This is a genomic window from Limisphaera sp. 4302-co (assembly GCF_049537155.1).
In the GTDB taxonomy this organism is placed as follows: domain Bacteria; phylum Verrucomicrobiota; class Verrucomicrobiia; order Limisphaerales; family Limisphaeraceae; genus Limisphaera.
The window spans coordinates 149,984-176,681 of the sequence record NZ_JBMVQZ010000004.1 but is presented as its reverse complement, the minus strand read 5'-3'; the positions used below and the strand labels follow the sequence as shown (position 1 = coordinate 176,681).

The following is a 26,698-nucleotide window of genomic DNA, read 5'->3' as shown; positions in this document are numbered from 1 at the left end:
GGCTGATTCAGCGTGCCAAGGCACGCAACCAGACGGTCATCTCGCCGGGTCCACGGTTGGCCCACACACAGTACGGAACCAGCCGGAGCGGTATCTCCTGCCAGTCGGCATCCGTCCAGGGCCGGTACAGCCGCCCGGTCCAATCGCCGGGAGGCCGCCAACGGGCCGTCCCTTCCAAAACCACGACCCCGCCCAGCAGATGCCCATCCCAGCGCATGCGCAAGGGAGACCCCGGCACCACGCCCACGTCCGTCACGCTCACACCCCGCGGCAGATCGGCCGATTCCAGGCAATAGACGAGGGGCCCCCGTTGCACGGCCACCTGGTGGTAACTCTCCTCCACCCAAGGGTGGGCCTCCCACCAGATCGGTGCCATCTCCAAGTCCAGATCCACCACGTCCCCGGCCTGCCAGGTGCGCGTGATGTCCCACCAGCCGCCCGGGCCGTCGGCCTTCTGCTCCGGCCCGAGATTGATGCGCAGACGCGCGGAAGCCGCCCAGGCCGGCACCCGCAGCCTCAAGGTCATCCCTCCGTCCAGCGGGCGTTCCACGACCAACCGCACCCGTCCGCTCCAGGGAAACTCGGTCTCCTGGCGCAACCGAACCTCGCCCAGCTCCTCGTTTTGGAACTGCATTTCGCCCGCGCCGTACAGCACCACACAGACCGTCCGGTTGGACACCAGGGCCATCCAGCCGGGCGATGCGGCCACCATCCGCAGGAGGTTGGGCGGGCAACAAAACGAACTGACAAACGGCACCCTCTGCCGGGGCCAACGCAGTTCGAATGGCAGCGGATCGGTGACCCGAAGCGGGTTGGTGTAGAAAAAGTTCGTTCCGTCGAGGCTCATCCCGGAAAGCACACTGTTGTAGAGGACCTGCTCCAGCGCGTCGGCGTACCGCGCGTCCCCGGTGGCACGCAACATGCGCCAGTTCCACAGCGCCCAGCCGATGTTGGCACAGGTCTCACAGTGCGCGGTCAGTTGGGGCAGTTGATAGTTCCGGCCGTAGGCCTGATGAACCCGGGTAATGTGTTCCTGGTCGCGCGCGCCATCGGGAGAGGCACCGTCGTAGAGAGCCCCACAACCGCCGGTGAGATAGAGCTTCTTCTCCACAATGTTGGACCAGACCCGCGTCAGCGGGGGCCAGAGGCCGGTGTCGCCGGTCTCCAAGTAGAGATCCGCCGCACCCGCGTAAAGGTAGTTGGCCCGAACGGCGTGACCCACCGCTTCGGCGTGCTGGACGTAAGGCAACCGATCCTGGTTGTCGTCCCCCCCGCCTTCGACCTCGCTGCGGACGGCCCAGCATTGCCGGGCCAGATCAAGCCAGTAAGGCTCGCCCGTGGCCCGATACAGGTCCACCAGCCCCATGAAATGCGAGGGACAGACCGGACGTCGCACCGCCTCGGGCACCGGCTCCCCCAGCGCGGTTTCCAGCCGTGCAGCCGCCTTTCTGGCCACCTCCAACAACGAGGTTCGCCCCGTCACCCGGTAATGCATGGCAGCCGCGCTGAACAGGTGCCCCAGATTGTAAAGCTCGAACTGGAACCGGTCACCGAACGGCACGGCCCGGGCATCGCCCTGGCGCATCCGCCATTGGACGGCGGTTTGGAGGTACCCGTCCGGTTCCTGGGCCCGCACGATCCACGCGATCCGCTCCTCGACGGTTCGCGCCAGCCGAGGATCCGGGCGTACAGCCAGGAAAGCGGAAGCGGCCTCCAGCCATTTGTAACACTCCCCGTCGTTGAACGGCGCGCCGCGACGGCGCCCCTCGGCTGCTCCGGCAACGATCTCGAAGTTGCGCCAGAAATGGGTGTGGTTGGTGCCGGAGAAGAGGGCGTCCATCGCGGGCAAGGTGCTGGTGCGACACAATTCCCAGCGTTGGGCCCAGAACCCTCCTGTCCAGCGCGCCGAGCCGGGGGGCAGTTGCTCCCACCGGCTCCGCCCGTCCCCGGCAACCGTGGCCGAAACGACAGAAATGATCAGCAGCCCGATCAGTGCGGCCCTGATCTGTCCTGCCCGGATTCGACTCCCTTTCATGAATCACCTCTCTCAAACGCCCGCACGGACCCCGTCGCCCCGGACGACAGGCCATTGCTCACGGCCATGGGTCCTCCACGTCCCGCGGCGTCAGGGTCGCGGAAGCCGGCACGACTCCCAAAACGACGAAACTGCCGGGCCCGGGCACCTCGAGACGGTTGCGGCCGGCCGGATAACGGCGTGCGTACACATCCACAACCGGACACTGCTCCACCCGGGCAGCATTCCGCAGCACCGGCTCGGGACTGCCCTGCTCGGCCCAGTGCGCCGCCGCGTCCACGTTCGGCGGTTGCAACCAGATCGCGCGTTCATCCCGAAACAGCCCGAGCATAACGTACACGGGTTCGTCCACCTCGAACTCCACCGGCCTGTACCGGCCGTTCTTGGCCTCTTCGTGAGAGAACCGGATGCCCGTCAAACCATGCAATTCGGGCGCCAGTTCAACCAGCCGATAACTCCGGTCTCGAAACGGCCGAGCCCCGGGACGCACCTCGTACGTCTCGGCCCCGGGCCCCATCACCCGCACCTGCGCCGCAGGCCACGGCCGTGGCGGTGGCTGATCCCGACCCAGCTCGCCCCGTTTCCAGCGCTCCCAGCGATCGAGAAACTCGCGCAGCTCCGCCCGGTACAAGGGCAGCACGTGCGACCAGTGAAAATTCGTCACCACTCCATCCACCACCGCGGGCCAAGGGATGCGCCGGTGCCCGGTCTGCAAGCTGTTGGCAAACCGGTACGCCGGTCCGGCCACATCCGCCAGCTCCTCGAAAGCCGTCACGCTCCCGGACAACGCCCGGGCCGCCCGTTCCAAGCGGGCCGGATCGTGATCCAGCCGAAACCGGAGGACCTCCTCGGCAGCCCGGGTCTTGGCGTCGTAAAAACGGGCCAGCGCGTCAAGTGCGCGGAAGTCGTTCTGCCAGCGGAGGAACTCTTCCTTTCGCCCGCACACACCTCCCTCCGCCCCGTCCAGCAGCTGCACCGCGCGACGCGCCCGTCTCCACGCCTCCTGCCGCGCCACCTCCGGCGTTTCCCCCGGGCAGCCTTCGCCCGCCATCGTGCGTGCCACAAACTCCTGCAACCGCCACCCCGGCGGCGCCAGGCATTCCCACAGATCGTGCACCGGCTGGAACCGTTCCGGGTGCACCAACTGCTCCAGCGTCATGCCCAAGGAAAGGGTTTGCCGGTTGCCCTCCGTGATACCGAACCGACGCAGCAGAATCGGCGCCACCAGCCCGGCCTCGTTGCCCGCCGTCACGAACCGTTCCGCTGTCGCCGCGTCACAATCAAACCACTCCCGCACCCGATCCCGCCAGTACACCCGTTCCTCCGCTTCCGGACGATCCGGGTTCCACGCGTACCGCCCCCAGGCTTCGAACCAGCCCCGGTCACGGTCCCATTGCCGCAAGGGCGGTTCACACGCATCGGGTGCGTCCGGCCAGTTCCAGTACACCAACGGGTAAAGGTGCAGCCCGGAAGCCTGCAAATCCTCCCGCATGCCCAGCACGCAACGTTGAATGAACTCGGGGGCGAAATACCGGAACGGCTCCAGATTGGCCAGGATGTGGACATTGACCACGTGCGGCCCCATGGCCGCCATGCGCCGGTGCAGCTCCCGCAGCCGACCCCGCACGCCGTCCGTCGTCAGCGACTCCCCGTTGAACTTGGTCATCGTGTACAAGTTGGTGTAGATGGCGAAACAGGGCGGCAGGACGCGTTCGGCATCCGTTGCGTGGGTGCGAATGATCAATGGCGGCAATTCCTTCAAACCGGCGGCCCGGGCGCCTTCCATCACGCCCGGCAGGATGACGTTCGTCGCCCACTCGAGCTGATGCTCCGCCCCTTGCAAAGCCTCGCCCAGGCAAACCAGCAGTCCCACATGAGGATACTCCCGGATGAACGTGGCAATCGCGCGACGCGTGTAGTCGGCTGCAACCGGATGGGGACGACTCAACTGTGTGGGCAACCCGTGCTTCTCGGCGAATGGCTGGGGCAGCAGGATGTTGTAGAACATCACCACCAACCAGATCCCGCGCCGGTCGCATTCGCGGGCCAGCCAGTGCATCATCTCGATGTTGCGCTCGAGCACCGCCTCCGGGACCTCCACACCCTCCGGGTACCCCGGCACCCGAACCACCGACCCGAAAGGATGCCCGCTCCACAGGTACAACGTGTTGTACCGGCACCGGGCCAGAACATCGAGGTACTCCCGCCAAAGATCTCGGTCGTAAAACCAGGGAAAAAGCTCCGGAGTCCAGGGATACTCGTACACCTGGCGTCCGGGAAGAATGGTCGGTTTTTGCAGCCCCACACAGACACCCCGCAATCGCAAGGCGGGTTTCTCCTCCAGATCCCGGGCCGGTCCCGTACCGGTGCGCCGAACTTCCTCACTCAACGCCAGGCAGCCGTACATCAGACCGGTATCATCTCCCGCCTCGATCCTCCACCCATCCGGCTGCACGCGCACCGCGAAAGCCTCTGATCCGCTTGGGACCGTCTCTGAACGACAAAGCCGTACGTGAACGACGTTCGTCTCCCCGGGTGTCTCGCTCGTCACGACCCGGTATCCCGCCGCAGTCCATGCCGCGGTCAACTGCTCCAAGCCGTATGCCACCCGCTGCCCACTGACTCCCTCACGCTCAAGCCTCACCACAGCGCCCGGAACCGGGCGGGATGCCGCTCCCGCCCAACCCGCCGCAAGCAGGACCCCCAGCAGGCAAGCTCGCAGCCCCATCCCACGCCACAGTGCCACGGAGGCCCCTGAGCGGGTCTCCACCCTTTCTTGATTCACATGCAATGGCCGCATCGTTTCGTTCATTCCACAACGACCCGAATTTTCACCCGTGCTCAATCCAGCACCGGCCTCCCGCCCCGGTCGAACGCCGCAGTACGGTCTCGTAACATTGCCCCGGTCGGCATGTGCCGCACCCACTTCAGGTCGGCACCCGCTTCCTTTCCCTGCCCGGATGCCGTGCGGGCCGTCACCGATCTGTGTCCGACACCAACCCCGAAGGGTTCACCAGCCACCAAACGCCCGGACCGGTCAGAAGGCCGGTGGATGCATCGAGTCGCCGGCGCCGTCGGACCTGCCCCGTGTTGCTGTCCAGCTCGCGAAGTTCCCACCACCGCTCGGTTTCGTTCAGGGCAAACCGCGCGCCTGCCCGCGCATAGATCAACCGTTGCTGCTCGCCCTCCTCCAGACACCACACGCCATCGGTGGAACGCGCCGCGGAAGGTTGCATCCGCGGCACGGCCCGGAGCAGTTCCGGATCCGTGGAGCGGGGCAACCGCGGCAGTGAACCACCGGCGCACAGCCAGGCCCAGCCGGCGCTGTCAAACGCGCAGATCCACGCCAGGCGCGGATAACGCGCCCGGTACTCGCTCACCATGCCCGCCAGATCCTCGTCCGTCGGTCGTCCGCCCGCCCAACGCCGTTCGAACTGCCGCGGTGCCACATGGGCCCCGCCCGGTGGAGCAAACTCCCCCCGGGCCGTCCGCCACCAGTATCGAAAGTCCACCACGTCCACCAACCGGCGCATTTGTTCATCCTGCAACACGGCGTCCTGCACGTCCTTGGGGGCCGAAAGCACCACCTGCGGGTCCGAACCCGTCTCAGCCATCCAGGCCTGCACGGTTTCCAACCAGAAACGCATGAACGATTCCGGCCCGGTGAACTCCGCCCCCAACGAATGCCAGACATTCTCCGCGCCCCGGAGGGCTCCCAGGCATTGGCGGATGTAGGCACGATGCAAAGGCACCCGCACCGGATGGCCGACATCGTAGAACTGCTCCGCCATGAAGATCCGCTTGTCCCCCGCATAGGGCGGCGGCTCGGGAAACCCGGTATCGTTGACGTTGTTCGCCGGTCGCCACGGACAGTCGGCCCAGTGTGCACCGGCTTCCAGGATGTTGTGCTGGAAATAGTGCTGGTGGAGCAGCACCAGGCCACGCTCGTCACAGAGCCGGGCAAAAGATCGTAACCGGTCCCAGTACCACGGATTGTAACGCGTCAGGTCATACCGGCTCAGCCCGTCCCACGCGCGCCCCCGGCCACTGCGCGCGAACGGTTGCTCGAAGAACGGCGCCAGCACCTCGCCGTCCGGCCGCCGCACCATTTCATGATCGTCGCGACGACGGTCGTACCACAGCCCGTGGTGATGCTCGAACACGGGGCGTCCCGTTTCCACCATTTGCCGGGCCACCTCTTCCAAATCGTCCGTCCAGCCCCGGCCGATCCGGCCCGGCATGAACCGGGTCAACGCCGGTCCCACTTCAGCCGCCTCGCCCGGCAGTCGGCTGCCCCGCCACCAGGCCGTCTCCAGAATGCCGCCGATGAGCAGACGATCGCCCACGACCACCCATCCATTCGTCACGCACACCCGGCGCGGTGGGCGCGGCGGCTCCCCGGGCGGTTGCCGGTCCGCCGGAACCCACTCCGGTGCGTCCCCCGAATCGCAAGGCAGCGGGGCCTCCCGGTCCAGTCGCTCGATCCAATCCCGCAACGAAAGCGCCGGCCGGCGGGATGCTTGGGTCAGTTCACGCGCACGTTCCGGGCTCGGATTGGTCACCTCTTCCCTGGATTTGGGCGGGAATCGAAGTCTCAGGTCTGCGTCCGCGACTCCGCGCCCGGTCAACTGGGCCGCCCACAGACTCACCGGCCGCACGAACTCGTTGGACTGCCGCCAAATGCCGTCGCCCTCGAACGCGCCCCACGATCCGTATGATGCGTTCCACGCACCCGGCGGATTCCAGCAACGGATCACCGAGGCACTGCAATTCCAGAGGACCGAACAAGCCGCCGCCCACCCCACCCGGCGATGGTTGCCCGGCCAGAAACCCAGACCCAACCCCGCACCATCCACGGTGACGTTGTCGTACAACACCCCGCTGGCCCAGCTTTCCCACGCTCCGCTGTCGCCCAGCGCCCGCGCCGCCTCACACAACACAAAGGCGTTGGGACCCGCGGCACAATGGCCCACGATGAAGTCGTGGCATCCGTCCTCGGCGTAACACCGCAGGAAGAGCGTTTGCTCTCCGGCGGTGAAGAACGTGTGCCGCCGATGACCGCCCGGTTCGGACACCGGTGCCAGTGCCAGGCAGTCCTCCACCGTCACACAGCGGGCCGTTTCGTACACGGCCACCGCCCCCCCGGCGAAATGCCGGAACGTCACCCGCCGGATCCACGCATCCTCCACGTTCTCCATCGTGACGCCATACCACGAATGGTCCTCGTCCAGCGGCCGGTCAGGGTCATGGGAAGATTCGAGGCAAAGGTTCTCGATCCCCACACGGCGGATGCGACCGGGCCAATCGAAACCTGCGATCCAACCGCCCCCCAGCTCCGCCTCCAAAGCGGTGGTGATCGGCACGTCCCACGTCACCCGGTCGCCTTCCACGCCGGTGAGCGTGCGTTCCCAGACCAGATCGTGACTGCCCGGCTTCCACCGCGCGCCCACGCCGCCTCCGAGTTCGTCCATGCCCAACCGTTGGATCCATGCCTGCGTCGAGGGACGCACAATCAAAACGCGCCGCCCGGCTGACAACCCATCCGCGCTGCGAACCCGACAGCCCGTTGCCCCCACGGGCACGTATGCATCCACCACGGCCCAGGCGCTGTTCGTCCGGATGGTTCGGTCGTTCTGACCGGTCACACGGATCAGCGGCCGCCGGTCGATGCCGGTCGCCACGAGGACCGTCCCGTCGGGGCCCATTCCCTGTCCGCGCAGCACCACGCCGGAGGCCCGGATCTCCAGCCGTCCGCCCACCTCGTATCGCCCGCGGAGCAGCAGCACCGCCCCGCGCCATCCATGCGCATCAGGAGCCCGACCCGCGACAAGATCCAAGGCCGCCTGAATCCTTTCCGTGTCGTCCCCCGGCCCGGGTCTCACCACACATGCCACCGGCACGATCGGAATGGGCACATTGCCGCCGGCATAACCGCAGTGCGAAAAGTCCGGCACCCGGTTGCCCCGGCCGTCCGCAACCCAAACCAGCCGGCCGTCACGATCCACCCGGATCTCGGGCGCGGACGGTGCCGACCCGCGCCCCGCCGCCAGGCCCACGCAAAGTCCCAGCAAAACAACGCCGCCAACCCGGCTCGTCATTCTCCCCGGCAAACTCATGGCAACTCACAGCTCAGTGGCCCCAGATCGGCCCTGCGCGCCACACACCGGTCCCCGCACCAGACCTGAAACCCGGCACCGCGGCCGTACCGCGTACCGTCCCGATCCCACACAATCGTGACGGCCCGACCGTGGTAGGGCAAACCGTCCAGACAGAACCAATCCCACACACCTTCAGGCAGCAGCGGCCGAAGCTCCAGGCGATCCTCCTCTTGAGGGACCACGCCAACCAGCCCGGTGATCAAAAGATCGGCATAAGTGGAATGATTGTAATCCTTGCTGCGGTCGCCTCTGTGGATCCAATCACCGGTCACCTCGTCGAGATACTCGCCCACCCATGGCCGGCCGCCGCGTCCCTGACAGCGGGTGTAGACGAGGAAAGCCTCGAAAAAGTCCCGGCCGCTCAGCGGCAGAGTCGCCTCTTCGCGCAACGCACGTGCCAGAGCCGTCAGCGTTTGGGAGGTGGCGAACGGCCAGACGGCACCGTCCCATTCACATCGGCCCACTCCGTGCGAGCGAAAACGCGGATGCCGCCGTTCCGCCGTGGTCAGCCCGGCCGGAGCCCAAAAGCCCTGCCGATTCGTCAGCTGCAGCCAGGCCCGGGCATATTCTCCCGTCGGCGGCACCAGGCCAAATGCCCAGGGCAAAAAACCAATCGCTTCCCGCACATCAGCCGGGCGACCGTCCTCCTGCAGGGTCTTGAAAAACGCCGCCTCCGGATCCCACAGCCGTCCCAGGACCCTCTCGCGCAGTGCGTCAGCCTTCCTGTCGTAAGTCCCCGCCAGCTCATGACGGCCCGCCCGACGGGCAATTGCGGCTATCGCGCGTGCGTTGCCGTACATGTAAGCGTTCAACGGCACACGCACATGCCGGCGGTTGCGCGACCCGCTGAGGGATTCCTCCATCCCGTCACGAACGTCATACTGCCAGAAAAGGCCGTCGGGCCGGCCATGTTCGTCTTCCCAGGCTTCATAATCCGCTACCAGATCATCCAGCCAGGGCACGGCTCCGCCGGGGAACCCCCGTGCGCAGTACCAGCCATATACGGCCGCCGCCAGCCACTGACTGTAGCGACGCAAATGCGGCTGCGGACCGCCCTCATGCCCGCGAAGCCAGAAGTGAATGGTCTCCTCCCCGTACCGCCCGTTTCGCAACCAGCGCGCCTCCGCCAGATGGTGCCCCAGGGCGCAACTGATCGTATTGTAGGGCCCGGCATGGCTCACCGGCGGCAGAAACTCCGTCACCACCCAACCCGTGGGGGTCCGCCGCAAATGCTTTCGATAAACCCACCAGCGAAAATAATAAGTCCGGACCACCGCCGGATCCGGCGCATCGAAGAACGGGATCTCACGCTGCATCCACGCCCAGGCCGACGCATTCGGCATGGCGTTCACCACCGTCTCACGGTCGAGGGCGTTGAACTGTTCCACATACGGACGGAACGTATCCGGCTCCAAAATCACCAGACAGTCGGCCCCCTGCACCGGCCCGGACAGGAGACACGTGACCAGCCCCCGGCCCAACCAACCCGTCAGCTGGGCTGCCAACACGAAGCGCCCTGGGGAGGACCAACCCTTCATTTCACCGTTCTCCGGGCCGGCCCGGGAAGCGTTCCGGGTCGGGAAACTCGCCCACCAGCCAACCCAGATACTCCTCCAGGTTGGTGTACCCATCTCCGTCACGGTCCTGCTGGGCATCGGCCGGGTCCAAGGGATTCAAACCGGCGCGCCGTTCCCACTCGTCAGGCATCCCGTCTTCGTCGCGATCCCATCCCTCTGGTCGGTGCACTTCCGGATACTCTTCCCAACCACCAACGTCCTCCTGGGAATCCGGCAACCCGGGCAGACCGGTGCGGCTGCCCCGGTACCGGGCCGTGCCCGTGCGCACCTCCTCGATGATCCTCCGGTCGAGCTGGTCCTGAACGGGAAAATTGCAGCCCACGTCCGCCAGCACGTTGGTGTAAGCCTCGCATGCCGTGTGGGTCCGCACCAAGGGATCGAAAAACGGCTCGTCGTGCAGATAATCCTCCGGCGGTTCGCCCGGCCAGAAACGTACCCCACCCCATTTCTCGTCCGGTCCCACTCGTCCTTCCAGCACGTTGCCCGCCACGTAATAATCCTGCGGACCGAACCTCGGCACGCCCTCGCGCTGGGGCCGCAGAATCCAGAACCAATCGGTAGCCGGGCCGGGCTTGTAGTAGTTGTTGACGAACTGCACCTGCGCCGCCCCGCCGTCGGTGGTGCGATGATGCCAGTTGTAAACGACGTTGTTGCGGATATCCAGCCGGCCCGTGTGCCGACCGGCCTGATCGAGCCCCCCGGCCAGGCTCCAATTGCGGCCCGCACAATGCGCCAGCAGATTGTGATGGAAGCTGCCGATGTTCCCTCCAATGCTGGCCGCGTAGCCGTGTCGCGTCCCCGGCGGATACTTGCGGTGCCCGGCCTCATTCAGTGCCTCCGCGATGAGAGTGCGCTGAAGCGTGATGTTGCCCGCACCGCGGGAGCTGAACGCCTCGTCCAACGTCCAACTGATGGAACAGTGGTCCACAATGCAATGATCGCTCGAGGCCAGGCCCATCCCGTCCAGGGTCTCGCCGGAAATGTTTCCGGGCCGCACCCGGATGTAGCGGATGATCACATCATGGGCCCCCAGGACGCCAAAGTTGTAGCCGCGGATGCAGATCCCCTTGCCCGGCGCGGTCTGGCCCGCCACCGTCAAATACGGATTGCGCACGATCAGGGGGGATCGGAGCGTGATCAACCCACCCACGTCGAATACAACCGTGCGCGGGCCCTCCGCTTCCACCGCAGCCCGCAAACTGCCGGGGCCACTGTCGTTGAGATTGGTCACCTTGATCACCCGCCCGCCGCGGCCCCCGCGAGCAAAAGCTCCGTAGCCCTCGGCGGTGGGAAAAGCACGGTGGCGGATTCGAAACCGCCACACCTCGCCCCGTGTCACCCGCCCGGCGGCGTCCTCCTCGTCCACCCGCCAGTAGTAAACCGGGAAGTGATGCAAACCGGCAACCTCATGGGACGGCTGTTCGAACCGACCCAGATACACCGGGTCGCCCACCCGGGCATGCGCCACCTCGTTGAGGTTCGTCCCCAAATACACATGATGCCCCACCGCGGACGGGGCCGACATCCAATGCAGTCGAACCGAACCACCCGGGCCGGCTGCCACGTGCTCGTCATCCCGCTCAGGCCAGGGACGCCGCGCCTGCCGGGACGGATCCGGCACATCCAACGCAAACCCGTTCAACACCACCGCCGCTGCCGTGTCGTCCGTCCCCGGTTCGGCTCGAAACTCCACGAGCACGGGCCGGCCCTCCTCCGCCTCGAACGCCACGAAGGCCGTCGCCACCTCGTCGTCATGTCGGACCCGGTGGGAGGGCTCCAGCGGACCCAGCACTTGCCGGCCGTTGACCCAAACGGCAAACCGTGCCGGGGGACGATCCCGTGGTTCATTGTGCCAGGTCGCCAGTGTGTGGCGTCCGGCAGAAAGTCCTTCCAGGGTCAGTTGAAGCGTCGCCGCTTTCGCAGGGCCTTCGACACACACCCCGTCGGAGCCCAAACGCACGCCGTCCACCAGAAAGGCCTTGACCCATACCACTTCCACCCGGTTTGTACCCCCCGCGCGAATCGTGACACGCAGGCCGTCGAACTCGGCCGTCGCCTCCCCCGGCCCCCGCCAGTGCCAGTTTTCCCAATGCGGCGTGCGCACGTCCCGGCGCGGCTCCGGCGGGTTCAAATCCACCCGAAGCGAGGAAAAAACGTCCTGCGGTCCCGCGCACACCAGGACGGCCAGCAGCAGGAAGACCGGCCCAGCCGGCCCGTGGGAGCGGATCGGACGATCCATGGAAAAGGCGGCGCCGGCCCGGAGCAGGCCGGACCGGCGCCGAATCTCCGCAATCTTCCGGCTCACGGCTGGACCAACCGGTAGAACACCGCCTCCGCCGCAGGATTCACGGTGATCACGAACCGGTTCGTGCTTTGCGACCCTTCCACAGGCACCCAATCTTCCGGTGCCAGGCTGATCCCCTGCTGCAACGTGCGCACCTGTTGCTGCAGGATCCAGCCGGTATAAGCCTCGGGCCATTCCAACGTGATCTGGCCGTCGGAGACCATCACCGCCACCTGCGGCGGCTCCAGCGGAGCCTCCACAATCCGCACAATGCCGTTGGTCGCCAGATCGCTGCCGTCCCATCGCATACCAGGGCCGGGCGAAGGCGGATCGAACTGGAAGTCAATGTTCGGGTTCAACGGCGAGTTGGGCAGGTTGAAGTTGTTGCTGATGATCACGAAGCTCTGCCCCACCGCGAAAGGCACGCTGCCGATGTTGGTCATGGTGATGATGCCGCGGATGTTGCCAAACACGTCCACGGCCACCATGTCATTGCGCGCCGGGTGGTTCAGATCCACCTCCACGATCAACCGCGCACCCGGGTTGAGGTCGAAGCGCCCCTCCACCGAGAGGACACCGATGGAATGGCCGGGCGAAATCACCCCGCCGTTGTTGATCGAGAGCCGGCCGTCGGCACCAAACGTGTAGCCGTCCGGATCACTCACCACGCCCTCACCCATCAACGTCCCGTTGACGTTCAGCCGGGCCTCGGTGTTGACGAACCGGCCGTCCACAATCAGGGTCGCACCCGGTTCCACCGTGGAGGTGCCGGTGGCGTTCACCACGCCCCCGGCCGCGATGTGTGCGGTCCCGCCATTGATGCGCACCGGCCCGTTGACCGTGCCCGGGCTCTCAAAGGTCCCACCGTTGACGGTGATCCCGTTGTTGATCGTGCCGGAGCTGACGACCGTGCCGGACGAGATCAACCCGTTGATCGTGCCCGAGAAGTTCAGTGTCCCACCCGGGCCGACGGTGGTCGTGCCCAGACTGCCGGAGCCCTGCACCGTTCCCTGCTCGAGCAACAGCGGCAACTGACTCTGAGCGTTCATGATCATGGTGCCCGTGCCCTGCTTGGTCATCGGGCTGGTTCCCACGATCGAACCGCCGCTGAACGAATAGGTCTTCGCCTGATTGGTCACCAGCACCTCGCCCGGTGCCACCAAACCGACCACGGTGATGCTCGTCGTCCCGGAAGCGGTGTCGTCAAACACCACCGGTGCCCCGTTCACAAACCGGCCGCCGTCCTTCCAGTTGGCCGTGGTGGTGTCCCACTGGCCGTTGACCGTGCCGTCCCAGACCACCTGCGCCGGTGCATTCGTGTCCACCACGGCCACCAACATCCGCCGGCTGGTGTCATCCAGGAGATATCCATAGTACCCTTCGGGCAACATCAGCGAAATGCTGGCCGCGGCCGTCTCATAGGCGATGAGCGGAATCTCCGCCGGGAATTGCGAGACGTTCCGGATCTCAGCCAGCCGCAACTCGTTCCCCGTGCCCGACGCGGTGAAGTTCGTCACGTACACATACGGCTCCGTGCGGGCCCCGTCCACGTGGAGTGTCAGCCGCGCATTGGACAGGCTGAGCCGGGCCAGTTTCTTCTCCGGACTGGCGGCCGTATTGGTCAGGATGAGCGTGGCACCATTGCTCAACACAATGGCGTTGTCTCCCGACAGCTTGGTCACGCCACCCACCTCGATGCGGTTGACCAGCGCCGTGCCACCCGGGCCGATGAAAAGCTGGCCGCGGGTGTTCCACGGCTCGCCCAATGGAAGCGTTTCAGTCGTGTACCCCAGTTCGAGCACGTCGTTCACCCGCAGGACCGCCGCGTTGCTGATCACCAGCAGGCCCTGGCAATACCCACGCCCTTGGAAGGCTGTCTGCCCTTCCCGGGAACCGCCGTCCTGGAAGCCGAGCACGGCTCGGTTCACGTCAATCACTCCGCGACCCACGAACATCTGGCCCTGAATGTTCGGATCCCCGCTGAGAAGCGGCCGATCCCGAGAGATGTAAAACAGATCGGCCAGGATCTCCACGCTGCCGTTGTTGTCACCGAAGTACAGCCAGCTCTTGATGTTGCTCGTGGCAGCCTGCGGACCCCCGTCATCCGACACCGCGAACACCTTCATCCGCCCGCCGTCCACATTGCGGAAGATTGCGACCGGGTTCTGAGCCGCAAAGGCCGAGTTGAAGCGAACACGCCCTTGTTGATTTGCCCCCACAAAACAGACGCTCTCCATCAAGAATTCGTTGTACGCACCCAGATAGAGATCGCGGATCTGCGTCGTGCCCGCCAGGCCGCTGCTCATGAAAGTCATCGAGAAGACACGCGTTTCCGGATTCTCGTAATTGTCCGGGTTCGTATAGTGCGCCGTGATCCGGTTCGTCCGGGCCAGATAGATCGTGGGGATGAAGCGCCGGGGCCGGCCGCCATACCCATTGTCCAACAGGTTCCAGTAATGCGGCCAGGCGGAATAATCACCCAACCCGACGCGATTCACGTGCGCCACCAGGGTGCCCAGGGCCGACAGGTTCAGTTCATGCCCGATCTGCCCGCCCAGCAGGACTGACAAATCAGCCATGGTGTTGCTGACCACCATGGTCGCCTCCGGGCCCACCACACTCACCATGGGACCATTGCCCAACCAGAGCGGCCAGCCCGAATTGTCCTCCACATAGTCGCGCAAAATCCGGAAGCCCAGCGGGCCGACGACCTCGAGCGTCCGCCCCGCGCCCAGTTCCAATGTGTAGTAACGGGTCGCGTTCGTCGTGGCGAAACGGATGGAACCCACCCGCACGTCCTGGTCCACCAACACGTTGGTAAACGCGGCCGTCTGACCCCCCCGGTCTGTGAATACAACGTCCGCTCCCTCCGGCGGAACCGCACCGCCCAGCCAGCTCGACGCCGAAGACCACTGACTGGCCACGCCGTCCTGTCCGTTCCAGATGTGCGCCACCTGCAGGGTCAGAACCAGATGGTTGGTGGCTCCGCCCGAGCCCTCCAGCAGGAAGGGATACTCGCCCTCCGCCACGTTGTTCCAGCTCAGGGTCAACATCACCGGACCGGATTCGGTCAACGAGGAGGGGCTCACCGCCGCCGATGCACCGTCCGGCAGGCCGGACACGGTCACGTTTACCGGACCGGTCACATCCGTCAGTACGGCATAGTTCGACAACACCGTCGAACCGGACGAACCCACCGGAACGGTAACACGCACCTGCAAGGCGCGGAAATGCACCGTCTGCGCGCCCACCCAGGCCGGCAGCACACCGGCCAACAGCAGCGCCATCCCCCATGCCCACCGACCACGCTGACGGATGGTCGGCCCGAGCGTCAGCTTTTCATTCCGTTCCGCCGGTTTCTGCAGCATCTTGGCACCTCCTATAATGATCCAAGTTTTGGGGTTCCGGATTCTCACTTCAAACCACGAAAGTCCTGCTCAAAAAAACTGTGCCGGGGCCGCACCCCGGCTCCCGGCACGCGTCCCCTTTCAGTTGTAGGGAAGCCGATCGTTCAACCAAAGGTAATCAGGGTTGCCCCGTGCCGGCACATTCCGTTCGATCTGCCCCTTCACCACCGGCCGCTTCGTCCCGGGATGGGTCCACTTGTGAATCTCGGAATGCCCGTCCGCAAAGGAAAAATTCGCACCCCCACCAGAGTGGTAACTGGCCGGCAAATTCCGGAAGTAGGCTGTGGCAAGATCCGCGCCACCGACGGAATGAAACACGGCGTCGTCAATGCTGCCCGGATGCTCGTCCAACGTCACGAAGGTCATCGCCGGCCCGGGTTTCACCAGCTGGGTCACCTTCGTAAACCCCCGCTCCGGATAGATCCGCCCGTACACATTCGGGTTGATCACAGTCACACTGATCCCCCCCAGGAACGCATTGCCCGAAATGCTCAAGACACGCGGCCCATTCTCGGAAGGAACCGTGTCGGCCGGACACTTGTACACACCCGGCTGGCGCACATACGGAGCCAGCAGGGAGTACTCCGGGTCGATCAACTTCATGGCGTTGGTGTTGTCCGGGTTGACGAACCAGTCCACACCGTTGCCCACGATCTTCGGCGGCATGCGGTCATCGTTGTCCCCCACGTACAACATCCAACCGGTCATCACCTGCTTCGTATTGTTCAAACAGGCAATCCCTTGCGCCTTCCCCTTCGCCTTGGAGAGCGCAGGCAACAACATCCCGGCCAGGATCGCAATGATCGCAATCACCACCAACAACTCGATCAACGTAAAAGCACCCCCACCACGGGCGCCTCCGGCACGCCCGCCCTGCACAGGACCCGACATCTGAAGGTTCATTCGCATGGGATTGATTCAACAAAAGATTGATCGGACTCCGGTTCCATCCACCCCGCACACCCCTGCCCTTCCCCGGCCAATCGGCCCGCTGCCGAGCCGGTCCCACCGAGCGCCACGGCACCTTGCCGCCGGTGCTGTGCGGAGTTCCGTCATCTCCCCTGCAATATACGCTCCACCCACAAGAAACTATAATGTTCATTACGCCAAAAGGCTTGCGAATCCTGACATTCACTGCAGGCAGTTTCCGCAACCAGCTCCCGCTCCACCCTTCCCGCACCGGCACAAGTTTCCAAGATGGACCCGCCGGATCTTCTTGTTCATCTTGTTCACACGGGCCGGGTTGCGCAACCGCAACCATCACCGCGGGTCTCCGGCTCCGTTGACCAAAATGACAGATCGCCATCGGACGGAAATACTGTCTGCGGACTCACCGGAGAGCTTCCGACAGGCCGTCGAAGCGGCAGCCGCCAGGCTACGTGCGGGCGAGGTGGTCGCCCTGCCCACGGAAACCGTGTACGGGCTGGCCGCCCACGCGTTCAACCCGGCGGCGGTCCGGCGGGTCTACGAGGTGAAGGGCCGTCCCCTCTCCAATCCCCTGATCGTCCACGTGGCATCGCTGGACATGGCGCGAAACTGTGCGCGGGTGTGGCCCCCGGAGGCCGACCTGCTGGCCCGCGCATTCTGGCCCGGCCCCCTTACCCTGGTCCTTCCCAAGACCGACCTCGTGCCGCCAGAGGTCACCGCAGGTCTGGACACGGTTGCCCTGCGCTGGCCCGCTCATCCGCTCATCCAAGCGGTCATCCGGGCATGCGGCTTTCCGCTGGCCGCTCCCAGTGCCAATCTGGCCAACCGGGTCTCTCCCACCGAGGCCGCCCATGTGCACGCACAGTTGGAAGGACGGATTCCATTGATCGTGGATGGGGGACCTTGCACGGTGGGCATCGAGTCCACCGTGCTGGACCTGACAACCTCCCCGCCCTGCATCCTGCGCCCCGGAATGATTCACGCCGAAGCGCTCGCGGCAGTGTTGGGCAGACCCGTGCGTTCCGAGCCGGCAAAGGCCCCGGCGGAAACCGCGCGGCCCAGCCCGGGCCTCTTCCCCAAACACTACGCCCCGGCCGCCCCGGTCTTGGTTCTGAATTGGAAGGACACACCGGACCTTTGCCGTCAATTGAGCGCCCGGGGGCTGGATCCGGTCCATGCCCATGTCCTGAGTCACACGTGCGTGCCCGACCCGGCCGCATTCACCGAAGTCCGGGTCCTGCCGCGTGAACCGGAGGCTTACGCACGGGCCCTCTACGCCTGCTGGCACCGTTGCGATCGCCTGGGTGCCCGGCTCATTATCATGGAGGCCGTGCCGGACGAACCGGCCTGGGCCGGGATCGCAGACCGCCTCCGCCGCGCCCAGGGTGAGGCCCATTGATCGCCACCCCGCAGATACGCACACCCGGTTTGCCGTTGCGAACCGGCCCGCACCTGCTTAACTGGACCCATGAGGAAACGGTTCGTGTTGCTCGTCAGTCTTGTCATGTCGCTGGCTGCGGCGGCGCCCGCGTTCGCCCAAAGCCGCATCGCCACGGTGGACCTCAGTCAGCTCTTCGACAATTACTGGAAAACCAAGGAGGCCGAAGCCGCACTGAAAAAGCGGGCCTCTGAGCTGGAACAAGACCACAAGAACATGATGGACGAGCTGCGCAAGCACAGCGAGGAGTACCAGAAGCTCCTTGCCTCGGCCAGTGACCAGGCCGTCTCCGAGGAAGAACGGGAACGACGCAAGCAGAGCGCCGAGGCCAAGCTCAAGCAGATGCGCGACCTGCAGGATTCCATTGCCCAGTTCGAGCGCCAGGCCCGCGCCACCATCGAGGAACAGCGAAACCGCATGCGCAACAACCTCCTTGGCGAGATCCGCACGGCCGTCCAATCCCGCGCCCGCGTGGCAGGGTACACCCTCGTCATAGACGTCTCCGCCCGGTCGGCGCAAAACACGCCCATCGTCCTGTACAACAGCGGCGACAACGACATCACCCAGGCCGTGCTCGAACAACTGAACCTCAACGCGCCCACCCCCGCCACCGGCTCCGGCACCCAGAAAGCCCGATAAACCCGGACCGGGTCGCCCCTTCGGCCCGGCCTCTCCCGGCGTGCGGCCCATGCCCATCCGATTGCCCCCACTCAGTCGCCGAACCTTCCTCCGCCACCTCTTCTACGGCGGCCTCGCTTGGGGACTGGGCCGGCCCCTCGCAGGGGCCCGTCCCTCCCCCACGGACCCTCACGCCTGGGCCCTGCTGGCAGACACCCACATTGCTGCCGACCGCGCCCGATTCCACAACGGCGTCTCGATGGCGTCCAACCTCGAAACGGTCGTCAACGAAATCCTCACCTCCCCCGCCCGCCCCTCCAACGTCCTCATCGCCGGTGACCTCGCATACAGCCAGGGCGAAACCGGTGATTACCAACAACTGCTCACGCTCCTCGGGCCCGTGCGCCGGTCCGGCCGCCCCGTGCACCTCCTGCTCGGCAACCACGATCATCGGGACCGTTTCCTGCAAGCCATTCCGTGGGCCTTCCGCCCCGACCGGCCCTGGCGCGCCCGCTGTTGCGCCGTGGTCCCTTCTCCGCGGGCCAACTGGTTCCTGCTCGATTCGCTGGACAAAACCCTTTCGACCCCCGGCCTTTTGGGCCCGGAACAACTGGACTGGTTGGCCCGTGCACTGGACGCCCGCCGCCGCCGTCCCGCCATCATCGTCCTCCACCATCACCCGGACGAAGGCCCCAATCGCTCGGGCCTCAAGGATACCGAAGCCCTGTTGGCCGTGTTGCGGCCGCGGCCCCAGGTCAAGGCCTGCGTTTTCGGCCATACCCACCGCTGGAACCTCGCCACCGACAGCAGCGGTATTCACCTCGTGAACCTGCCGCCCACCTCCTACGTGTTCCGGCCTGAGTACCCCGTCGGTTGGGTGGAAGCAAATCTCGGGCAGGACGGCATGGACCTCCACCTCCGCTGCCTGGACCCTCGCCATCCCGACCACGGACGCCTCGCCCACCTCACCTGGCGAACCGCCTGAGCCTCGCCGCCGCAATCGCACCCATCCGCAAGCGGCCTGCCGTCGGCTCCCCTCCTCGCAGATGTCTCGAACGGTCCGTTACCTCGAGCCGCGGCGGGACCTACAACCCCCAAACCTCCCATCCCGCACGGTACGCCCGGCGCAAAAACCGGTTGGCCTCCGTCACATTCCGGAAACGCAGCCGCCCGGCATCCCATTCGAGCGTGGTCTGCGGAAACCGACTCGCCACGCACCCCAGCAATACGGTCTCGGTCAGGGGCCCTGCGTAATCGAACCCGGCAGTCGTCGCCCGGCCTCCCCGCACAGCCTCCAAAAACAAGGTGTAATGGTTGGCCGACTCTGCCTCGGGCAGCCGGACTCCCTCGAAACGCTTCCGCGGATAGAGTCGTGCCCGCCCGATGTGAGGCAGCAACATCACACCCTCGGTCCCCACGCAAATCGAACCTTGAGCCGGCGGCGCATCCTCCTCCAACAACGCCAGCACATCCCGCGGCGGTCGTTGCCGGCCATCATACCAGGTCAACCGAAGCGTTGGCCCCGCAGTATGGGCTGTCCCGGGAAACTCATACACGACCTTCCCGTCGTTGGCCCAGTTCCATGCATTGGGAGGCGGCCCTTCCGACCGCACACTGCGGGGAGCGGTCAAAGCCAATCCCAGAAAGACCGGATCGAAAATGTGACAGCCCATGTCACCCAGGGTTCCCGTCCCAAAATCCAGGCGCCGCCGCCAGTTGGCCGGATGATAATAACCCCCGCCAATGAAGGGGCGCCACGCCGCCACACCCAACCACCCGTCCCAATCGAAGCCCTCCGGCACCGGATCCCGCCGCACCGGCAACGGCTCCGGATCGCCCCAAGCCTTGTCGCTCCACAGATGCACCTCCCGGACCTTGCCGATCAGCCCCTGTCGCAGGATCTGCACCGCCTGCCGGTATTCCGCCAGCGAATGGATCTGGATCCCCATCTGCGTGACCAGGCCGCGCCGGCGCGCTTCCCGCGTCAGTTGCCGACTCTCGTAAAGGTCATGGGTCAGGGGTTTCTGCACGTACACGTGAAGCCCCCGCTGCATCGCCGACATGGCAATCGGCGCGTGCATGTGGTCGGGCGTCGAGACGTTCAAGCTGTCCAGATCCCGCTCCCGATCCAGCAGCCGCCGCCAGTCCTGATAGATCCGCACCCCAGGGAACTTCCGGCGCCAAACCTCGGCCCGAGCCAGGTCCACATCTGCAATGGCCACGATCCGCACAAAATCGTGGTGGGCAAAACTCTCCAGATCACTGGCGCCCATCCCCCCGGCACCCACGCACGCGTGCAGGATGGTCTCGGACGGCGGAACACGCCCGGCCCGCCGCCCCGCCACACACCCACCGGTCAAACCACCGGCCGCGCCGGCCACCAGCCAGCCCAGAAACTCCCGCCGCGTCACTCTGCCTCTGCTCATGACCAACCTCCCTTCACCGGGTGGGAATCTCCCGAATCCACAACTCACGGAACCACACCGGCGTGGTATGGGCCTGCAATTCGATCGGTCCCCGCGCGGGCACGGGCCGGCCACGATCCCAGTAGTTCTCCAACACCGTATCCCGCACCACCAACTGATCGTTCAAAAACACATGCACCCGATCGCCCACCATGACGACCCGAAAACGATTCCATTCACCCACCGGCCGATCCGCACGCGTCAGAGGCCGGGACGCATGCCGCTGATTGTTGTACAGGCCGCCCGAGCCAACCTCCCGACCTCCCTCCACCGGCGGCGTGTACGGATCCCAGATCTGAACCTGGGGCACCCCCCGAAGATACACCCCGCTGTCACTGTGCGGCCCGATCTTCCACTCGCAGACCAGCTCGAAATCCCCGTACTCCCCGCGCGTGCACAAATTGTCATAACCCTTCCCGCGATACACCAACACCCCGTTTTCCACCCGCCAGTTCCTCTGCATCTCCCGGTCCGCCTCCGACCGCGCCACGACACGCTCCTCCGCGCTCATCTTCGCCCACTTGCGCGGATCCACCCAGCCCCGCCACCCCGTCAAATCCCGTCCATTGAACAAGGCCGTAAAACCTTCCGTCCGCCCGGCCGGCCCGTCCGGAAGCCCCTTCAAACGAATGTTGCGGAATTCCACCCGATCACCGTGCCCCAGGAAACCAATGTGCCCCCGCTCACGAAAAATCCCCGGATGGCGCCGGATCACCTCCGGATCCCGTACGTCGTTCAAATCCGCCTCCAACACCGTCTGATCGTTCACCCGCACACGGATCTGCCGGCCCTCGACGTGAATCTCCTCCGTGTTCCACTGCCCGGGCGGACGCAGCGCACCCTGCCGGGCCGGCACCACGTCGTACACCGACCCGTGGAACTGGGCCGGCCGCAATGGTCCCCACTTCCCCTTCAGTGCCGCCGTCTCCTCCAGAATCTGAATTTCCATCCCCACGTACGCGGGGTCGTCCCCCAGCGGCGCGCGAATCGCCACACCATTGTTCGCACCCTCCGGCAGTCGAAACTCAAACCGCAAAATGAAGTTCCCGTACTGCCGCGTGGTATAAAGTTTCCCGCCCCGCTCCGTGCACACCAGCAGCCCGTCCTCGACGACGTACCCGTCCGGCGGCCCATCCACAACCTGCCAACCCTCCAGCGAACGGCCGTCGAACAACGATACGAATCCGGGCTCCGCCTCCGACGCCCCCGGGCCAACCGCCCGGCAGCCCACCCATGCCACCCCCAACGGCAGCCACGCCCACAACCATCGTCCCCTGCCACTCATGCTCCTTCGCATCCAGCTCATTCAGCCCGGCCTTCCGATCCGAACCCCGCCTCTCCGGCAGCCCGGCACGCAGCCTGAGAAGCCCGCACACCAAACGTCAAGTCCTCGGGCCGATCACCCCCTCCTCCAGCCCGTCCAGCTTGCTGGTCAGCTGCCCCGGGCCCCCCGATCGTCCCGGGACCGGACCGCTCCTTTTTGGTTGCCGGAATCCTGCGGACGATTACATGTCTCATCGGGTCGGTGGCTGCAGGCCCCGCGCGGGCCCCCAGCCCCAAGGACCCGAAGCGGGCCGCAGGCCCGGTCGAATGTTTTCATTCAACAAAAGCGTGGAGAATTGGTCGCATGCCCATTTACGAGTTTGCCTGTCCGAAATGCCGGCGGATCTACAGTTTCCTGTCCAAACGGGTGAACCCCGATCGCACCCCCGTTTGTCCCAGGTGCGGCAACAAAGACCTCATCAAGCAGGTCAGCCGATTCTCCTTCGTCAAAGGTGTGCCCGAGCCCAAACCCAAAACCGAAGGACCTGACACGGGCCCCGATCTGCCCGACTTCGACGATCCGCGCGTCGAACGGGTCATGCAGGAACTGGAGCGGGACATGGAGCACCTCGACGAGAACAACCCCCGACACATGGCCTACGTCATGCGCAAAATGAAGGACCTCATGCCCCCGGGCAGCGTGCCCAAGGAACTCGACGTGGCCATCAAACGACTCGAAGCAGGCGAAGACCCCGAGAAGATCGAGGAAGACATGGGTGACGTCCTCGGCGATTTCCTCGGTGGTCCCGAAGGCGAAGACGACGAGTTCGGCGGTGGCATGGGCGGCTACACCCGGGACGAAGGCCTTTACGAATACTGAGCCCGCACCGGCGGCCGGACACGCCCGCGCCTCCGGACCGATCCACACCTGCGCCAGACATGGAGAACCCCGGCCCTCTTCCCCCATCCCCGGCCACGTCTGCCTGGCAGCCTCGCTGCCCGCCATTGCCACGCAAACAGGGAGGGATGGAAAACCACCACACGCGAGCTGGATCCTCCCCTCGACACGCCTCCCGCAGCCGCCGCCCTTGGCCGGGCGCCAAAAGTGGCTCGGGAAAACCCGACTCTCCCAACCCCCGCAAGGCCCTCGGACCTTTCAGCCTCCCGGTCTGTCCCTCCTGACTGCCGCAGGCTGACCGGACCTTGGCAACGGATCGATTGCCGCGCCTCAGCTGCCCGCGCAGGCCACCTCGAACCGCCATCGAACACGCGGGCAGGCCCGGCGTCGAACCACCACGCCAGCAGCTCACCCATGACCACCATGCCTCGGCAGACCCGCGGCCGGCGATCAGGGAGCCACCAACCGGTAGAACCGCGTCCCCTGCGCCGAGGTTGCATACCGCAGCTCGCCACCCTCCGACACGATGCCTTCACGGATCTCCTCCCATGGGGTGGAACCCAGAGCCGTCGTGCTCTCCAATCGCCACGGACCTTCCACCCAGCTCAAGATCACCTCGTTCCCCACACGCCGGATCTCCAGCCGCACCGGCTCCGGCAGGGCCGCCACGGGCACGAACAGCAGGTAGTTCAGGTACACCTTCCGCACGTCCTGGCCGGGCACACCGGCCATCGTGAGCCGCAGGGTCTGCTGTCCCGACAACGTCACCACCGCCGGCCGCCCGTCCCGCATCAACGGCACATACGTAAAGTGCGTGCGCATCAGATTGTTCGAAATCCAGAAATGCCCCAGCAGTTCCGTCGTCTGATCCGGTTGGCTCGGATCGCTCGTCACCCGGGCCAGTTCGGCCTTCGTGCTCCCGAAACTTCCCACCCGCAAATACACCTGGTAATTCGTGGGGGTGAACACCCGGGTGTAATTCAGCCACTCGCCCGGCTCCGTCCGCGCCACCACGTACTCCTGCAGTCCCACTGCCCTGTACTTCTCTCGAATGAGTTCCGGTGGGAGGGGATCCCGCAGCCCGCGGGTGAAATCGCTCACGTCCTGGTTGCCCGTGGACGTCCCCACCGCGTCCCAGGTGCGATAATCGTTCCAGCCGCCCTCCGGCGTGCTGCGGGCGTCGGAATAGTCCACGCCCGGCACGCCCACCAGATCGTAGTACCCCACACCGTTGCCGTTGACGAGTGTCCCGCCAGGGGTGTAGCCGCTCGGCGGCACCGGATCCGCCTGGAACCGCCCGCCCTCATAGTTGTAATCCTCGCACTCCACAGTCTTGAACGGCGCGGTCTCCAGTTCCCCCTCCACGAACGTGTCGAACCAGAACGTATGAACCGACTTCCGGACGCCGCCCGCGTCCTGGACCTCGATCCGCGCCGCATACACCCGGCGCGGCTGAAGCGTCCCGGGCACCGTCCCCAGTGTCACCGTGGAGCCGCCCCCGGACAACAGTTGCAACGACCCGCTCACGTCCTCCCCGTTCAGGAACAGCCGGGTCGCCGCCACGTCCACCGGATGGTCCGAAAACGTCGAGACGGTGAAGCGGATCCCCTCCGACGCCGGATGAAAGTTCGTGAACCGATTCGTCGGATGCCGCGCAATCACCTGGGGTGTCCCACTCACCGGATGCACCATCACCGGCGCCTCCTGCGCATGCGGATCCGCCCGACCGCAGAAGTAGTTGTCCACCGTCAGGTCCACCGTCCCCTCGTTGCCCTGCCGGCTGAAGCCCAGAAAACCGCACGCCCCCGTGTAAAACGAGTAATCCTCCGCCTCCAACACCACCATCGGGCGCGTCAAATCGTGATGGTCATACAAACGGGCCGTGTAATGATTGCCCCGCCCCTCGAACGTCAGCCGGTACGACCGACCGGGTTCCAGTGTCACCTCGGCCACGGCCAGCGTCCGCGCCTGGAAACCCGCGTTCACCACGTTGATCTGGAACTGCCCCTGACGCCGGTCGGTGGGTCCCTCGCCGTACTGTGAGGTGTCGTAATTACAAATCACCCCCTGCGCCGTCGCAGGATTGACGTTCTCGTGCACCGTCCCCGTGGTCGCGTCCGTAAGATGCCCGAACAACACCACCGCCTGATTCTTGTCCGTCCCCGGCCAGTCCACCAGGTCCACCGCCACGTAAAAATCCGTGTACTCGTTGGTCCGGTACCACATCCCCACCGCCGGCGCCGTCCCCGGAACCGGACTCGCACGCAACCGGAGGGCACGCCCCTGGTCGTGCTCCACGAACGTCGTCGTCACCAATGCAGGGTTCAACGCCGACAATCGCCACCCTGCCGCAATCATCTGCCCGGCATCCGTGTACGCATCGAAACTCTCCTCGATCTGCCCCTGTGCCCAACCCACCCCACCAAGGCCCGTCAACCCCAACCACCCGCTCAACCACCACACACAACGTCGCAATCCGCGAAAACCAGACACACCCGACGCGCCGACGGAACAGCAAGAAGTCCGTTTCATGGGAGGATCCAGAAGTTTGGTGAATGGTTGTCGTGACTCTGGCTTGTCGCAGACCTTCTAGTCCGACCGCACAAGCCTGTCAAGCGTCCAGTTTGAACCCGTTGCGCCCGGCCACGGGCAATCCCGCCAGGCCCATCACGACCCGGGTCCGCCCACGCAAGTGCAGCAGGTTCGATCATGCGCGCTTTGGCCGTCCAGCACTGCCCAGCGTCCCTTCGCGCCGGCTCCGCACCGGCCCCCGGCTTCCTCAACCCATTTCCACCGGCCACACTTCAGCCTTGGCCCAACCCGGGCAGGGCCGTCCTCCAGCATCGCGGCTTGCGAAAGACACGTCCCGTCCTCCCTCACGGCCTCTGCGCGTATCATGGAATCCCGTACCATCCGATGATTGAAGCGGTGGCCATCCACAAGTCGTGCTGTCGCGGTCTTTGACGGAAATGCACCAGCGAGGTTTTCACCTGTCGTTGCCGCGACCCATGCGAAGGCCGCACAGCCATCCTCCACAGACAGCTCCATCACAAGCGAAAGGCCTGTGACAGGATGGCCGCCGTGTTTCCCCGCTCGGGCATCCTTTTTACGCTGTTCGGCGCGGCGGTTGCGCTCCTCGTCGGCGTCACGATGGGCCAGCGGCCCGAGTGGAGCCATCTCTTCCCCTTCATCGGCCCTTCTTTCCACGGCCTTTGGCGTCTCCGAGTTCAGGACAGCCATCAGGCGAAGCCACCGCTGATCCTGCGCGGACGAGATGCCGCGGGGCGGGCTGACAGCCTGCGCTACGGGCGGGCTGTCGCTCTTTCCGGCGTTGGCGTTACGACGCGGCCTGCGCGACCTTCGCCGCAGGCTTTGTCGGTGGCCGGTGCACAAGAGGCAGGTGGTTCAGAGCACACCGGTGTGAAGACAGGCGAGGGTCCGGGCTGTGCATGGCCGGCATGGAAACGGCCCTGGCCTGAACCGGGCAGGACCGGGTCGCGCGGCAGTGTGGTGGGCTTGCACGCCGGGCGCCAGAAGCAATGTCAGCCAGCCCTTCGCAACCGCAGGGTGCTGGCGATCACGTGGACGCAGCGGGAGCCAGCCAGGGCTGCTGACGCCGCCGGCAGAT

General features: G+C 65.6%; 14 protein-coding genes. 4 read left to right on the top strand and 10 right to left on the bottom strand.

What is annotated here, in order from left to right:
- Window positions 1-7 precede the first annotated feature (7 nt).
- From ACPDIX_RS06100 to ACPDIX_RS06070, 7 genes are all read right to left on the bottom strand, one after another.
- A complete protein-coding gene (locus ACPDIX_RS06100; protein ID WP_423430891.1) occupies window positions 8-2,035 on the bottom strand; it encodes a glycoside hydrolase family 127 protein in 2,028 nt (675 codons plus the stop codon).
- A 58-nt stretch (window positions 2,036-2,093) separates the two neighbouring features.
- Entirely contained in the window at window positions 2,094-4,679 is a 2,586-nt protein-coding gene (locus tag ACPDIX_RS06095) for a hypothetical protein (protein ID WP_423430890.1), read from the bottom strand.
- A gap of 331 nt (window positions 4,680-5,010) precedes the next feature.
- Complete coding sequence (locus ACPDIX_RS06090; RefSeq protein ID WP_423430889.1) at window positions 5,011-8,133, bottom strand: DUF6298 domain-containing protein; 3,123 nt, start codon at window positions 8,131-8,133, stop codon at window positions 5,011-5,013.
- A gap of 14 nt (window positions 8,134-8,147) precedes the next feature.
- Window positions 8,148-9,731 (bottom strand): MGH1-like glycoside hydrolase domain-containing protein, encoded by a 1,584-nt coding sequence (locus ACPDIX_RS06085; RefSeq protein ID WP_423430888.1) that lies wholly within the window; start codon window positions 9,729-9,731, stop codon window positions 8,148-8,150.
- Between the two features lies 1 nt (window position 9,732).
- Window positions 9,733-12,075 carry a pectate lyase family protein gene (locus ACPDIX_RS06080; protein ID WP_423430887.1) on the bottom strand — a complete coding sequence of 781 codons (2,343 nt, stop codon included), beginning with the start codon at window positions 12,073-12,075 and terminating at the stop codon, window positions 9,733-9,735.
- Window positions 12,072-15,422, bottom strand: a complete 3,351-nt coding sequence (locus tag ACPDIX_RS06075) for a hypothetical protein (protein ID WP_423430886.1) — start codon at window positions 15,420-15,422, stop codon at window positions 12,072-12,074. Before ACPDIX_RS06075 ends, ACPDIX_RS06080 begins: the two co-directional genes overlap by 4 nt.
- 120 nt (window positions 15,423-15,542) lie before the next feature.
- The gene (locus tag ACPDIX_RS06070) at window positions 15,543-16,370 is read right to left on the bottom strand and encodes a type II secretion system protein (RefSeq protein ID WP_423430885.1); all 828 of its coding nucleotides are present in this window, start codon (window positions 16,368-16,370) and stop codon (window positions 15,543-15,545) included.
- A 382-nt stretch (window positions 16,371-16,752) separates the two neighbouring features.
- Between ACPDIX_RS06070 and ACPDIX_RS06065 the strand changes: the two genes are divergently transcribed.
- From ACPDIX_RS06065 to ACPDIX_RS06055, 3 genes are all read left to right on the top strand, one after another.
- Window positions 16,753-17,787 carry an L-threonylcarbamoyladenylate synthase gene (locus ACPDIX_RS06065; protein ID WP_423430884.1) on the top strand — a complete coding sequence of 345 codons (1,035 nt, stop codon included), beginning with the start codon at window positions 16,753-16,755 and terminating at the stop codon, window positions 17,785-17,787.
- A gap of 69 nt (window positions 17,788-17,856) precedes the next feature.
- The gene (locus ACPDIX_RS06060; protein WP_423430883.1) at window positions 17,857-18,465 is read left to right on the top strand and encodes an OmpH family outer membrane protein; all 609 of its coding nucleotides are present in this window, start codon (window positions 17,857-17,859) and stop codon (window positions 18,463-18,465) included.
- Between the two features lie 49 nt (window positions 18,466-18,514).
- Window positions 18,515-19,429, top strand: a complete 915-nt coding sequence (locus ACPDIX_RS06055; RefSeq protein WP_423430882.1) for a metallophosphoesterase — start codon at window positions 18,515-18,517, stop codon at window positions 19,427-19,429.
- A 100-nt stretch (window positions 19,430-19,529) separates the two neighbouring features.
- Here the strand turns inward: ACPDIX_RS06055 and ACPDIX_RS06050 are convergent, their stop codons facing one another.
- Window positions 19,530-20,870, bottom strand: coding sequence for a Gfo/Idh/MocA family protein (locus ACPDIX_RS06050; RefSeq protein ID WP_423430881.1), 1,341 nt, complete (start codon window positions 20,868-20,870; stop codon window positions 19,530-19,532).
- Window positions 20,871-20,883: 13 nt separating this feature from the next.
- Entirely contained in the window at window positions 20,884-22,206 is a 1,323-nt protein-coding gene (locus ACPDIX_RS06045) for a 3-keto-disaccharide hydrolase (RefSeq protein WP_423430880.1), read from the bottom strand.
- 330 nt (window positions 22,207-22,536) lie between these two features.
- On the opposite strand from ACPDIX_RS06045, the gene ACPDIX_RS06040 reads away from it, so the two are divergent.
- On the top strand, window positions 22,537-23,052 hold the full coding sequence (locus tag ACPDIX_RS06040) for an FmdB family zinc ribbon protein (protein ID WP_423430879.1): 516 nt from the start codon (window positions 22,537-22,539) through the stop codon (window positions 23,050-23,052).
- Window positions 23,053-23,520: 468 nt separating this feature from the next.
- Here the strand turns inward: ACPDIX_RS06040 and ACPDIX_RS06035 are convergent, their stop codons facing one another.
- Window positions 23,521-25,602, bottom strand: coding sequence for a hypothetical protein (locus tag ACPDIX_RS06035; protein WP_423430878.1), 2,082 nt, complete (start codon window positions 25,600-25,602; stop codon window positions 23,521-23,523).
- Between the last annotated feature and the right edge of the window lie 1,096 nt (window positions 25,603-26,698).